The sequence below is a fragment of the Streptomyces albidochromogenes genome, assembly GCF_005981925.1.
Lineage (GTDB): Bacteria > Actinomycetota > Actinomycetes > Streptomycetales > Streptomycetaceae > Streptomyces > Streptomyces albidochromogenes.
In genome coordinates this window covers 1-12871 of the sequence record NZ_VBVX01000193.1, presented here as the reverse complement: position 1 = coordinate 12871, position 12871 = coordinate 1, and the positions used below count along the sequence as shown (strand labels likewise).

General features: G+C 74.6%; 13 protein-coding genes. 4 read left to right on the top strand and 9 right to left on the bottom strand.

Annotated features, from left to right (window positions below; all coding sequences use genetic code 11):
- A partial coding sequence (locus tag E2E34_RS22760) for a hypothetical protein (protein ID WP_138903774.1) occupies positions 1–399 on the top strand: 399 nt, incomplete at its 5' end.
- A gap of 9 nt (positions 400–408) precedes the next feature.
- On the opposite strand, the gene E2E34_RS22755 is transcribed toward E2E34_RS22760, so the two are convergent.
- Positions 409–2871 (bottom strand): excinuclease ABC subunit UvrA, encoded by a 2463-nt coding sequence (locus E2E34_RS22755; RefSeq protein ID WP_138903773.1) that lies wholly within the window; start codon positions 2869–2871, stop codon positions 409–411.
- A 46-nt stretch (positions 2872–2917) separates the two neighbouring features.
- On the bottom strand, positions 2918–3940 hold the full coding sequence (locus tag E2E34_RS22750) for an MsnO8 family LLM class oxidoreductase (RefSeq protein WP_138903772.1): 1023 nt from the start codon (positions 3938–3940) through the stop codon (positions 2918–2920).
- Positions 3941–4075: 135 nt separating this feature from the next.
- On the opposite strand from E2E34_RS22750, the gene E2E34_RS22745 reads away from it, so the two are divergent.
- Entirely contained in the window at positions 4076–4579 is a 504-nt protein-coding gene (locus E2E34_RS22745; protein WP_138903771.1) for a phosphatase domain-containing protein, read from the top strand.
- A 9-nt stretch (positions 4580–4588) separates the two neighbouring features.
- Here the strand turns inward: E2E34_RS22745 and E2E34_RS22740 are convergent, their stop codons facing one another.
- From E2E34_RS22740 to egtA, 5 genes are all read right to left on the bottom strand, one after another.
- Positions 4589–4804 (bottom strand): dodecin, encoded by a 216-nt coding sequence (locus E2E34_RS22740; RefSeq protein ID WP_138903770.1) that lies wholly within the window; start codon positions 4802–4804, stop codon positions 4589–4591.
- A gap of 204 nt (positions 4805–5008) precedes the next feature.
- On the bottom strand, positions 5009–5971 hold the full coding sequence (gene egtD, locus E2E34_RS22735) for an L-histidine N(alpha)-methyltransferase (protein ID WP_138903769.1): 963 nt from the start codon (positions 5969–5971) through the stop codon (positions 5009–5011).
- Complete coding sequence (gene egtC, locus E2E34_RS22730; protein ID WP_138903768.1) at positions 5968–6723, bottom strand: ergothioneine biosynthesis protein EgtC; 756 nt, start codon at positions 6721–6723, stop codon at positions 5968–5970. The genes egtD and egtC overlap by 4 nt, the downstream gene beginning before the upstream one ends.
- Positions 6723–8081: an ergothioneine biosynthesis protein EgtB gene (gene egtB / locus E2E34_RS22725; protein WP_138903767.1), complete on the bottom strand. Its 1359-nt coding sequence runs from the start codon at positions 8079–8081 to the stop codon at positions 6723–6725. The genes egtC and egtB overlap by 1 nt, the downstream gene beginning before the upstream one ends.
- Complete coding sequence (egtA, locus tag E2E34_RS22720; protein ID WP_138903766.1) at positions 8078–9355, bottom strand: ergothioneine biosynthesis glutamate--cysteine ligase EgtA; 1278 nt, start codon at positions 9353–9355, stop codon at positions 8078–8080. Before egtA ends, egtB begins: the two co-directional genes overlap by 4 nt.
- Before the next feature lie 156 nt (positions 9356–9511).
- Here egtA and E2E34_RS22715 point away from each other — a divergent pair, with 156 nt between their 5' ends.
- The gene (locus E2E34_RS22715) at positions 9512–10405 is read left to right on the top strand and encodes a TIGR02452 family protein (protein WP_138903765.1); all 894 of its coding nucleotides are present in this window, start codon (positions 9512–9514) and stop codon (positions 10403–10405) included.
- Here the strand turns inward: E2E34_RS22715 and E2E34_RS22710 are convergent.
- A complete protein-coding gene (locus E2E34_RS22710) occupies positions 10390–10842 on the bottom strand; it encodes a type II toxin-antitoxin system PemK/MazF family toxin (protein WP_138903764.1) in 453 nt (150 codons plus the stop codon). The two genes, E2E34_RS22715 and E2E34_RS22710, sit on opposite strands and share 16 nt — an antisense overlap.
- A 71-nt stretch (positions 10843–10913) precedes the next feature.
- Here E2E34_RS22710 and E2E34_RS22705 point away from each other — a divergent pair, with 71 nt between their 5' ends.
- Positions 10914–11969: a glycosyl hydrolase family 18 protein gene (locus tag E2E34_RS22705; protein WP_138903763.1), complete on the top strand. Its 1056-nt coding sequence runs from the start codon at positions 10914–10916 to the stop codon at positions 11967–11969.
- A gap of 64 nt (positions 11970–12033) precedes the next feature.
- Here E2E34_RS22705 and E2E34_RS22700 read toward each other — a convergent pair whose 3' ends face one another.
- A complete protein-coding gene (locus E2E34_RS22700; protein ID WP_138903762.1) occupies positions 12034–12726 on the bottom strand; it encodes an alpha/beta fold hydrolase in 693 nt (230 codons plus the stop codon).
- Positions 12727–12871: the final 145 nt, after the last annotated feature.

The window sequence follows — 12871 nt, the reverse complement described above, 5'->3', positions numbered from 1 at the left end:
ATGCCCTCCACGCCCCGCCCGCCCAAGACCGACGACGACTGCGCCGCCCTCGACACCGCCAGGATGCTGCGCTACGGCATCCCCGCCGAAGGCCCGCACCGCACCGCCCTCTTCGGTGACGGCGCCATCGGGGCCGCGGTCGTCCTCGACCGGCTCGGCGTCCTGCCGCGATCCGTGGCGTTTCTCGCCGAGGTCGTGCGCAGCGGCGGTGTGCGGTACGCGTCGCAGCTGCCCGAACTGCTCCCGGACCCGGCCGCCACGGACCTCGTCCGCCCCTGGCTGGAGTCCGCCGCAGCCGTCGCCCGCCCGGTCGTCGGCGACGAGACCACCGCCCGCTGGCTGGAGTCCGTGGCCGAGCTGATCGGACTGCGCCGCACCAGCCGCGCCCGGGGCCGCTGACCCCGCGTTTCAGGACGGCCGGAGCTCCCGCGCCAGGTACGGCGCCGTACGGCTGCCCGGGGCTCGCGCCACCTCGGACGGCGGTCCCGCCGCGACGACGGTGCCGCCCTCGTCGCCGCCGCCCGGGCCGAGGTCGATCACCCAGTCGGCGCCCGCCGCCACGGCCATGTCGTGCTCGACGACGACCACCGTGTGGCCCTGGTCCACCAGACCGTGCAACTGCCGGGTCAGCACCTCGACATCGGCCGGATGCAGCCCCGTCGTCGGCTCGTCCAGCAGGTACACCGTGTGACCGCGCCGCGTGCGCTGGAGCTCGCTCGCGAGCTTGATCCGCTGCGCCTCGCCGCCCGACAGCTCCGTCGCGGGCTGCCCCAGGCGCAGGTAGCCCAGGCCCACGTCCAGCAGCGCCCGCAGACTGCGCTCGGCCGCCGGCGTACCGGCGAAGAAGGCGGCGGCCGCCTCGACGGTCAGGTCGAGCACCTCGGCGATGTTCAGCCCCCGGTAGGTGACCTCCAGGGTCCGCGGGTTGTACCGCGCGCCCCGGCAGTCCGGGCACGGGGCGTACGTACTCGGCAGGAACAGCAGCTCCACCGAGACGAACCCCTCGCCCTGGCACGTCTCGCACCGCCCGCCGGCCACGTTGAACGAGAACCGGCCCGCCTTGTACCCGCGTGCGCGCGCCTCGTCCGTCCCGGTGAAGAGCTTGCGCACGACGTCGAAGAGACCGGTGTACGTCGCCAGATTGGAGCGGGGCGTACGGCCGATCGGGCGCTGGTCGACCTGCACCAGCCGGTCCACGGCCTCCGTCCCCTCGGCCGAGGCACAGCCGGACCCCGCCCCCGCGCCGGACGCGGGTGCGGCGTCGGCCTCCGGCCCCGCGTCGCTGGCCGGGTCCGCGCCCGTCCGGTCCGCCAGGACGCCCGCGAGCACCTGCCCGACCAGGGTCGACTTCCCGGAGCCCGACACTCCCGTCACCGCCGTGAACACCCCGAGCGGGAACTGCGCGTCCACGCCCCGCACGTTGTGCCGCTCGACGCCGTTCAGCCGCAGCAGGCCGGACGGCACGCGGACCTCGCGCGGCGCCGCGGGCGCGCGGTCGAACAGGAAGCGGCGGGTCGCCGACTCCTCGACCCCGGCCAGGCCGGCGGGCGGACCGCTGTGCAGCACCCTGCCGCCGTGCTCGCCCGCGAGCGGTCCGACGTCGACCAGCCAGTCGGCGCTGCGCACCACGTCCATCTGGTGCTCCACGACGAACACCGAGTTGCCCGCCGCCTTCAGCCGGCCGAGGACGACCAGCAGGGCCTCGGTGTCGGCCGGGTGGAGTCCCGCCGACGGCTCGTCCAGGACGTACACGACACCGAAGAGACCCGAGCGCAGCTGCGTCGCCAGCCGCAGGCGCTGGAGCTCGCCCGAGGAGAGCGTCGGCGTCGTACGGTCGAGACTCAGATAGCCGAGCCCCAGCTCGGTGACGACCGCGATCCGCGCCAGCAGGTCGCCCGTCAGGACGCGCGCCGTCTCGCCGGCGCCGGCCGCCCCGCCGTCGCCCAGCACGCGCGCGAGGGCCGACAGCGGCAGCCCGGCCAGCTCGGCGATCGTACGGCCGCCGAACGTGACCGCCAGCGCCTCGGGACGCAGCCTGCGGCCGTGGCACACCGGGCACGGCTCGGCGGTCAGGAAACGCTCGGCCCGTGCCCGCAGGGTCGGGCTCTTGGAGTCCGCGAAGGTGTGCATGACGTAACGCCGGGCGCTCATGTACGTGCCCTGGTAAGGGCGTTGGATGCGCCCCGCGTCGCGCACCGGGTGCACGGTGATGACGGGCTGCTCGTCGGTGAACAGGATCCAGTCGCGGTCCCGCCGCTCCAGCTCGCGCCAGGGCCGGTCGACGTCGTACCCGAGGGCGTCCAGCACGTCGCGCAGGTTCTTGCCCTGCCAGGCGCCCGGCCACGCCTCGATCGCGCCCTCACGGATGGAGAGCGACGGGTCGGGCACCAGCAGCTCCTCGCTCGTGCGATGCACGCGGCCGAGGCCGTGGCACTCGGGGCAGGCGCCCGCCGCCGTGTTCGGCGAGAAGGCGTCCGAGTCCAGGCGCGGGGCGCCCGGCGGATAGGCGCCCGCCCGGGAGAACAGCATCCGCAGCGAGTTGGAGAGGGTGGTCACCGTCCCGACCGACGAGCGCGAGGACGGGGCGGACCTGCGCTGCTCCAGCGACACGGCCGGCGGCAGCCCGCTGATCTCGGCGACCTTCGGAGCGCCCACCTGGTGGATCAGGCGCCGGGCGTACGGCGCGACGGACTCGAAGTAGCGGCGCTGGGCCTCGGCGTAGACGGTGCCGAAGGCGAGCGAGGACTTCCCCGAACCGGAGACGCCGGTGAAGACGACCAGCGCGTCACGCGGGATGTCCACGTCGACGTGGCGCAGGTTGTGCTCGTCGGCGCCGCGCACTCGCACGTACGGGTCGTGGTCGGTGTGCATCGGCGGGGCTCCGTACGGGGGGACTGGTGCGGCAAACGGTCCGATCCTAGGCGGCGTCCGTGCCCGTGAGCCCCACCAGCCGGGCCAGCCGGCGGTACGAGTCCAGGAGCGCCCCGCGGTCGTACGTGCTGGTCGCGACCAGGTACTCGTCGGCGCCGCTGCGCCCGAGCACCTTCTCCAGGGCGTCGGCGACCTCGTCGCGCGTGCCGTGGACGTGTCCGCGCCGGGCGTCCTCGAACAGCCCGCGCTCGCGGTCGGTCATCGGGCGGGCCAGGATCTCGTCGGCGGGCGCGAGTGGCGGGAACGAACCGTGCGTCCGGGAGTACGCCGACGCCCAGGCCTCCGGCACCAGGAGCCGCCCCGCCTCCTCGGAGGTGCCCGCCACGGCGACCGTCCCCGACACCACGACGTACGGCCGCTCACCCCAGGCGGAGGGGCGGAACGCCTCCCGGTAGCCGTCGATCGCCCGCAGCATCTCGTCCTCGCCGCGCGCCGCCGCGATCACCAGCGGCAGCCCGGCCGCCGCGGCGACCCGCGCCCCGGCGCCGGTGGCCAGCACGAAAGCGGGCGGCCGCAGCCCCTCGGCGGGGTGGGCGTGGACCTGCGGATGGACGCTCTGATCGCCGGTGAAGTAACCCAGCAGCTCACCGAGCCGCGCACCGAAGTCGTCGGCGTCCTTCTTGTCCCGGCCCAGGGCCCGGCGTATCCCGTCCGTGAACCCCACCGAACGGCCGAGACCCATGTCGATCCGGCCCGGGAAGAGCGCCTCCAGTACGCCGAACTGCTCGGCCACCACCAGCGGCTGATGGTTCGGCAGCATCACCCCGCCCGTGCCCACCCGGATCGTGGACGTCGCCGCCGCGACGGCGGCGGCGAGGACGGTCGGCGCGGAACCGGCGACTCCGGGCACGCTGTGGTGCTCCGACACCCAGAAGCGGTGGTAACCGAGCGCCTCGATCCGCCGCGCCAGGTCCACGGTGTCCCGCAGCGCCTGCGGGGCGTCGTACCCCGCACGCGTACGGGAACGGTCGAGGACGGAGAACCGGGTCCGCGCGATCACTGAGCTCACACCCGGTTCAACGCCTCAGCCGCGCGAGGATTCCCGGCCGGGGACGCGCCCCTTCCCCGGCGGGGGTGCGAGGCGGCGCCGACGGACGCGAGGCCGGCGCCGACGAACGGGCCCGACACGCTTTAAAGTGCCGGAATGACTCCCCGTACGACGCACAGCAGCCGGCCCCTGGCCGTGTTCGACCTCGACGGAACCCTCGCCGACACCGCGCACCGCCAGCGCTTCCTGGAGCGCACGCCGCGCGACTGGGCCGGCTTCTTCGGCGCGGCGCCCGACGATCCGCCGCTGCCGGAGGGGGTGCGCATGGCGCGGGAGAGCGCCGCCGAGTGCGAGGTCGTCTACCTCACCGGCCGTCCCGAGCGGTGCCGGCGCGACACGGTCGACTGGCTCGCCGCGCAGGACCTGCCCGAGGGCCGGATCTGGATGCGCCGCGACCACGACCGGCGGCCCGCCCGCGTCACCAAGCTGGAGATCCTGAAACGGCTGGCGGCGGGGGGCCGGGAGGTGCGGATGCTCGTGGACGACGACGAGCTGGTCTGCGTGGCGGCGGAGCAGGCCGGTTTCACCGTCGTACGCGCCCGATGGGCCGCCACGTCGGACGCGCTCAAGGACGCCCAGGAGCGCGAGGGCCGTACGTGACGGCGCCGGTCACGCGCCGTCTTCGAGCCGGAAGCCGACCTTGAGTCCGACCTGGTAGTGCTCGATCCGGCCGTCGACGATGTGCCCGCGCACCTGTGTCATCTCGAACCAGTCGAGGCCGCGCAGCGTCTGGGACGCGCGGTCGATGCCGTTGCGGATGGCCTGGTCGACACCCTCGGTCGAGGTGCCGACGATCTCGGTGACGCGGTACGTGTGGTCGGACATGCGGCGCTCCCTCTGCTCCTGCGGCGCGGGGGTCGTCCCGGCGCGCGCTTCTACCACCGTGCCCCAGCGGACGCCGGGTCGCACGTTCGGCTTCTGACACCCCTGCGGGTGCCCGATGAGGCCGCCCCTATCCGCCCCGTCGCGAAGCCGGGGCTCCGCGACGGGGCGGACAAGGGCACGTCCGCCCGCGGCGCCGTTCGCGCCCTACACCGCCACCGCGAGCGACAGGGCGAAACGGCCCGCCCCGTCGGTCCACCACTCGCGCAGTTCCAGACCGGCCCCGCCGAGCTCACGGCGCACGCCGCCTTGACGGAACTTCGCCGAGACCTCGGTGCGGATCTCCTCACCGGCTTCGAAGGACACCGCGATGTCCAGCTCCGGGATCTTCACGGTCAGGGCCGTCCGCGCCCGCAGCCGCATCTCGATCCACTCGCGCTCCCGGTCCCACACCGCGACGTGCTCGAAGTCGTCGGGATCGAAGTCCGCGCCCAGCTCGCGGTCGATGACGGACAGGACGTTCTTGTTGAACGCGGCGGTCACCCCCTGCGCGTCGTCGTACGCCGCCACCAGCGTCGCCTCGTCCTTCACCAGGTCCGTGCCCATGAGGAGCGCGTCCCCCGGCGCCAGCAGCGACCGCACGGACTTCAGGAAGACCGCCCGCTCGTCCGGCAGCAGATTGCCGATCGTGCCGCCCAGGAAGGCGACGAGGCGCGGCCCCGGCGTGCCCGGCAGCGCCAGCCCGCGGGTGAAGTCCGCGATCAGCGCGTGCACGGACAGGGCGGGCCGCTCGTCGAGGAGCGACGACGCGGCGGCCGTCAGCGCGCTCTCGCTGACGTCGACCGGGACGTAGCTCTCCAGCGCGGGCAGCGCGTCCAGCAGGTGGCGGGTCTTCTCCGAGGAACCCGAGCCGAGCTCCACCAGCGTGCGCGCCCGCGTCACCGCCGCGATCCCGGGCGCGCGGGCGATCAGGATTTCCCGCTCCGCGCGCGTCGGGTAGTACTCCGGCAGCCGGGTGATCTCCTCGAACAGCTCGCTGCCGCGCGCGTCGTAGAACCACTTCGGCGGCAGCACCTTCGGCGTGCGGGTCAGTCCGTGCAGTACGTCGGCGCGCAGATCGGCGTCCGTCGCGTCCTCGGGCAGGGTGCGGGTCAGCAGGAACGGGCTCACGCAGTGGGCTCCTTGAGCGGGGTCAGCAGGACATCGGTGCGGGTGGCGGCGAGCAGGGTGCGGTCCGGGACCTCGCGCCAGTGCGGATCGTCGTCGTACGGCTCGGAGGCCACCAGCGTGCGGCGGCCGGGCTCCGCGTAGTACCAGAGCGTGTCGCCCCAGGCGGTCGCGGCGACCGTCTCGCCGTCCGTCAGCAGCAGGTTCAGCCGGGAGCCGGGGGCGGCCTCCGCCAGCTCCACGACGGTGTCCGCCAGCGCCTGCCCCGGCTCGTCGCCGTCGCGCAGCCGGTGCAGGACGAGCGCCCAGACCAGCGCCGAGTCGCAGCGCGCCTCCAGGGTCAGCAGTTCGGCGGCGGGCAGTGCGGCGGCGAGCGTCGCGGCCGACCGGGGCCAGCCCGTGAGCGCGCCGTTGTGGCTGAACAGCCAGCGCCCGGCGGCGAACGGCGCCGCCGCGGCCTCCCCGTCCGCGCTCGCCTCCGTGGCGTCGCGGACCGCCGCGAGCACGGCCCCCGAGCGTACGACCCGGGCCAGGTCGGCGAAGGAGGCGTCGGCCCACATCGGGCCCGAGCGCCGGTACCGGGCCGGCGCCGGGTCGCCCTCTGCGTACCAGCCGACGCCGAACCCGTCCGCGTTGACGGTTCCGTACCGCTGGCGGCGCGGCGCCCACGCCTGGCGGTAGAGGCCGTGCGCGGGTTTCACCAGGAGCTCGCCGAGGGGCACCGGCGGTCCCAGGGCGGCGAAGTGACGGCACATCAGGACACCCCCGCACCGGGGACGTGCCGGGTGTCCGGCGCGTCGCGCGCCGTGCGGAACCCGGCGAAGATCTGCCGCCGTACCGGCAGGTCCCAGTTGCGGAACGTCCCCCGGCAGGCCACCGGGTCCACCGCGAACGAACCACCGCGCAGCACCTTGTGTGCGCTGCCGAAGAACACCTCGGAGTACTCGCGGTACGGGAACGCCGCGAAGCCCGGGTACGGCAGGAAGTCGCTCGACGTCCACTCCCACACGTCACCGATCAACTGCCGTACGCCCAGCGGCGAAGCGCCGGCCGCGTACGCCCCCACCGGCGCCGGCCGCAGATGCCGCTGGCCCAGATTGGCCACCTCAGGGGTCGGGTCGGCGTCGCCCCACGGGTAGCGCGTCGAGCGCCCGGACGCCGGATCGTGCCGGGCGGCCTTCTCCCACTCGGCCTCCGTGGGCAGCCGCCGGCCGGCCCACCGCGCGTACGCGTCCGCCTCGTACCAGCTGACGTGCAGCACCGGCTCGTCCTCGGGCACGGGCTCCACCGCCCCGAAGTGCCTGCGCAGCCACTGGCCGCCCTCGCGGCGCCAGAACAGCGGGGCGCTCAGATCGTGCTTGCGTATCTGCGCCCAGCCCTCGGGCGCCCACCAGCGCGCGTCGGCGTAGCCGCCGTCCGCCATGAAGTCCAGGTACGCGCCGTTGCTGACCGGCACCGTGTCGATGAAGAACGCCGGGACGAAACGGTGGTGCGCGGGCCGCTCGTTGTCGAGGGCCCACGGCTCGGTGGACGTGCCCATGGTGAACGGCCCGCCGGGGACCAGCACTTCGCGCGCCGCGCCCGCGTCCCGGTCGGTGGGACGCGGCGGCGGGGGAGCGGTGAGCGCGACGGGGCCCCGCCGCAACTGATGGGTGATCAGCATGGTCTCGTCGTGCTGCTGCTCGTGCTGCGCGACCATGCCGAAGGCGAAGGCCGCGTCGAGCAGCCGCGTCCCGTGCAGGGGACTGCGTTCCAGTACGTCGAGGGCCCGGCCGCGTACGTCGGCGGCGTACACCCGCGCCTCGGCGGGGGCGAGCAGCGGGAGCGACGGGCGCTCCGCGCGCGGGTGCTCGAAGGCGTCGTAGACCGAGTCGATCTCGGGGCGCATCGCGTCACGCCCGGCGACCGTCCGCAGGAGCCACAGCTCCTCCTGGTTGCCGATGTGCGCCAGGTCCCAGACCAGCGGCGACATCAACGGTGAGTGCTGGGCGGTGAGTTCGCCGTCGTCCACGCAGTCGGTGAGTCCGGCGGTGCGCTCGCGCGCCCGCAGCAGCGCGTCGACGGCGCGGCGCCGCAGGGATTCGGGGTCCGTGACGCCCGGGGCGTCGCTCATGTGCGGATGTCCTTCCCGTGAGCGGGGTCGAGCAGATCGTCGGCGGGACATCGCCCCTGCACGACGTACCGCTCGGTGAAGGCGGCGACGGCGCACTGCACGGCCGTGGACGCGCCCAGGCGGGGCAGCGCGTCGAGCGCCGCGTCGAAGCAGACCTCGGCGGCCGCCCGCAGCTCGGCGTCGGCCAGCCCGTACCGCGCGGCGTTGATCCACAGCGGATTGCGCGGCGCGGGCGGCGAACCGGCCGTCTCCGCGAGGGGCTTGACCGTCCGGTACGCGATCTCCGCGGCGGCGGGGTCGTCGAACAGCGCGGTGGTCACGGCGAGCGGAACGACCCAGCCGTTCTCGCCCGGCTGCGCGTCGATCATGCGCAGTTCGAGATGGCCGCGCGGCCGTACCGGCGGAAAGAGCGTGGTCAGGTGGTAGTCGAGGTCGGCGCGGGTCGGCGGGCGCGGCGCCCCGGAGCGTATCCAGGAGCGGAACGACAGCCCGTCGGGCACGTCCCACGACCGGCCGGGGCCGCCTCGCACGCACATGACGGGGGCGTCCAGCACCCGCTCCGTCCAGGCGCCGCGCGGCTCCGCGTGGAGCGGTGGGGCGAGGGACCGGCCCGGTTCGATCTCCGTCCACAGTGCCTGCCGGGTCGACCGCCACCCGGTACGCCGCCCGTGCTGGAAGGGGGAGTTGGCGAACGCGGCCGACAGCACCGCGCCCAGCAGATGGGCGAGCAGCCAGCGCCGCCCGTGGCCGAGCGGGCCCGGCTCCTCGTGGCCCGCGTCCAGGCAGACCTGGACGGACGCCGAGGAGCACATCATGGCCCGCCCGGCGGGGCCCGCCCGGTCCAGGTACGCCTCCATCGCGTCGTAGCGCGGCTCACGCAGAAGGCGCTTCGGAGGGTGCCAGGGGTCGGTGCCGATGCCGGTGAGGCCGAGGTCCCGGGAGCGCAGAACGGCGCGTACGGCGTCGAGATCCGAGGAGACGGAGTCGACGCACTCGGTCAGGGACGGGGCCGGGGCGGAACTGAGTTCCAGCTGGCCACCCGGCTCGACGGTGAGGGCCGAGGCCAGGGGCAGGGCCCGCAGAGCGGTCAGAGCCGCTTCGAGGCGGGCGGGTTCCACGGGGAGTTCGGGGAGGTGCAGCTCATGGACGAACCATTCGAGTTCGACGCCGACGATGCTCGGTGGACCCGTCTTGAAACAGATGCCGTGCAGTAATGCTTCGGCTCCGGCCTCCGTGACCGGTGGGCCTTCTGGTACGAAGTCGCCCCTTGACATGGCCTGTGCCTCCTTGCCGCGACGGTGTGGAGTCCGCCCCGGAGCGGGACGGACATCGCACCCAGCTAAAGCCACAGACGCAGAATCGCACAAGAGCGTCCGGTCGGCGCGAAAACCCCGTTGCGCCGGGCCCCGGCGGTCGCCGACGATCTCACCGTGAGTGCACGACTGCGCGGAATCGCGAAAGAGACCGAAGAGATCGTCCGGGCGGGCCGGTACGCCGCCCCGGGCGGCCGCGTCGTGCCGATCGGCGAGGATCTGGCCGCCGCCCTCGCGGGGACCACGGTGTACGGCCCCGACCCCGTCGCCGTCACGCCGGACTCGGACCGTACGACGGCCTTCGAGGTCACGGGGGAGAGCAGCCTGGCGGCGGCGCGCCGGCTGACCGGAGCGGGACCCGGCGGGGTCGCCGTGCTCAATTTCGCCTCCGCGCGCAACCCGGGCGGCGGCTACCTGAACGGCGCACAGGCGCAGGAGGAGGCGCTGTGCCGCGCGTCCGCCCTGTACGCGACACTCCTGCGCGCCCCCGGCTTCTACGCCCACCACCGGGCGGACCGCAGCCCCTTCTACACCGACCGGGTCATTCACTCGCCCGGCGTCCCGGTCTTCCGCGACGACCGCGGCGCGCTGCTCGCCACGCCGTACACCGTGGGGTTCCTGACCTCGCCCGCGCCCAACGCGGGAGTGATCCGCGGCCGGGAGCCCGAGCGGGAGCACCTCATCGCGGCGGCGCTCGCGTCCCGGGCGGAGCGGGTCCTGGAGACGGCGGCGGCCTGCGGCTACCGGCGGCTGGTGCTGGGCGCCTGGGGGTGCGGCGTGTTCATGAACGACCCCGTCGCGGTGGCAGGCGCGTTCCACGCCCACCTCACCGGCGCGGGCCGTTTCTCCCGCCACTTCGACGAGGTGGTCTTCGGGGTGCTGGACCGCACGCGCGCGGCGACGGTGCTGGGCGCGTTCCGGACGGTCTTCGCGGACCGGACGCCGGCCACCGCGGGGCCCGGGGCGGCCCCGCACGCCGGGGCCGCCAACGCCGGTCAGCTCCAGCCGTAGCGCTCCCGCAGGCGCCGTACGACCCGGTCGAAGCGCGGCCGGTCCAGGGCGCACGCCTCCCGGCGCATCCCGTCCTCGTGCACGCGCAGGACCCGGTCGAGGTCGACCCAGGACTCGCGCCCCCGCGCGTCCCACGGCCCGGCACCGATCGCCGCCCACTCGCGGTCGTGGCCGTGGGGCTTGCTGGACAGCCGTACGGCCAGCAGGGTCCCGGCCGCCTCCCGGGCGACCACGAGCACCGGCCGGTCCTTGCCCCGGCCGTCGTTCTCCTCGTACGGCACCCACGTCCACACGATCTCGCCCGGGTCGGGATCACCGTCGCGGTCCGGCGCGTACGAGGTCCGCACCGGACCGGTCGTACGGGGGTCGGCCTCGGTGGTCGCGGCGGGGCCGCGCCGGCCGGGCAGCTCGGCGAGGTCGTCGGAAGATGTCGTCACCCGGGTGAGGTTAGGGCCTGGACGGCCCAGTCCGCGGAGCGGGCCCCGGGACCGGACCCCAGGCTCGGTCCATGGCCCCCCGCATCCTGATCGCCCTCGTCGCCGCCGCCTTCGTCGGCGCGGCGGACCCGTCCCCGCATGCCGCCCCACCGCGCCCCGGGCCGGCCGTCGCTCCCGCGCCCCGGACCGTCTCCGCCTGGCTTCCCTACTGGGACCAGGACGGGGCGTACCGCGACGCCCTCAGCCACGCGGACCAGCTGCACACCGTCAGCCCGTTCTGGTACCACGCCGTCTCGGCGGGGCGCGTCGACGGCCACCCGGGCGCGGACGAGCGGCGCGTCGTCGACGGGCTGCGCGCCGCCGGCGTCAAGGTCGTGCCGACCGTGAACGAGACGTTGAAGCCCGGCGTACTCGCCTCGATCCTCACCAGCCCCACCCGGCGCGCCACTCACGTCAGGACCCTCCTCGAACTCGCCCGCAGCCGCGACTACGACGGGCTCGACCTCGACTACGAGTCCATCGCCTCGACCGGCGACGCCACGTACGAGCGGGTGCGCGCCGGATACGCCGAGCTGGTCGCGGAGCTGTGCCGCGGCCTGCGTGCGATGAGCAAGCAGTGTGTCGTCACCGTGTCGCCCAAGACGGCGTCCACCGGCCGGATCTGGGACTACGCGGCCCTCGGGCGCGCCGCCGACCGGATGCGCCTCATGGCGTACGACTACCACTGGAAGGGCGGCAAGCCGGGCCCGCTGTCCACACCGCAGTGGTACGACGAGATCCTGCGCGTCGCCACCGCTGAGGTACCGGCCGCCAAGCTGGAGGTCGGGCTCCCCGCGTACGGCTGGGACTGGCCCGCCGACGGCTCCTCCCGGGCGAAGCACGTCACCTGGAAGGAGGCGGAGGCGCTGCGCGCCGCCGAGGGCGCGCCCTACACCCTCGACCCGGAGTCCCGGACACCGCACTTCGGCTACCTGGACGGCGACCAGCGGCGCGAGGTCTGGTACCAGGACGCGCGGGGCGTCGCCGAGCACCTGCCGGCGCTGCGCAAGTACGGCGTCACCCACACGGCCCTGTGGGCGCTGAACTTCGAGGACCCGGACCTGTGGCCCGTGCTGGCCAAGGGCTGAACAGCCGCGCGGTACGGGCCGGCCGCCCGCCCGGGGGAGTCCGGCCCGTACCCGCGCGCGGCGGTCAGATCCAGCCCTCCAGCGACGTCATGAACCCTTCGAAGTCGTCACGGTGGATGGTGTGGCCCGCTCCCTCGACCGTGCGGACTTCGAAACCGCGCTCCTCCAGCACGGCCGCCTTCGCCGCGTCGACGAGGAAGCTCGGGTCGGCGAGCTGCACCAGGGACGGCACGACGGGCCCGGCGGGCAGCAGATCGACACCGGACAGCGCGGCCAGGCCGAAGGCCGACGCCTCGTCCCAGGCCCGCAGGGTCTCCAGCTCGATGTCGACGTCCGCCGCCTCCCAGCGCGGGTTCATGGCCGCTATCCGCTCCCGGGAAGCGCCCTTGAACTCGGCGAACACCGCGGGACCGAAGTCCTCGGCCGTGGCGAGGTGCCACGCGGGGTCGGAGAAGACCGCCCGGCGCGGCCGCAGGCGGTCGACGGCGAGCGAGAGGGTGAGGCCGCCGAGCGAGTGGCCGATGGCGAGGTCGGCCCCGGGCGGGAGCGTCTCGACGACGTCGTCGGCGAAGATCTCCGGCGTGTACGCGCCCCGGCCGCTGGCGCCGTGTCCGCGCAGGTCGACGGCGATGACCCGGTAGCCCCTCGCGGCCAGCGCGGGGCCGACGCGCCGCCAGGTGCGGTGGTCGGCCATGATGCCGTGGATCAGGAGGGCGAGGCGGTCGCCCTCGCCCCAGGTACGGGTGTGAAGCTGCACAGTGGTGCCCTGCTTTCTGGTCGAGCCCGGCCCGCTCCAGCCGTTCGCGCCACGACTCGGTGAATCCGTGCCTGGCCTGGGCGCGGTCTCCCACGATGGTGAAGCTCCGGGACGGGCAGCGCAGCAGCAGCATCTGCCACTCGGC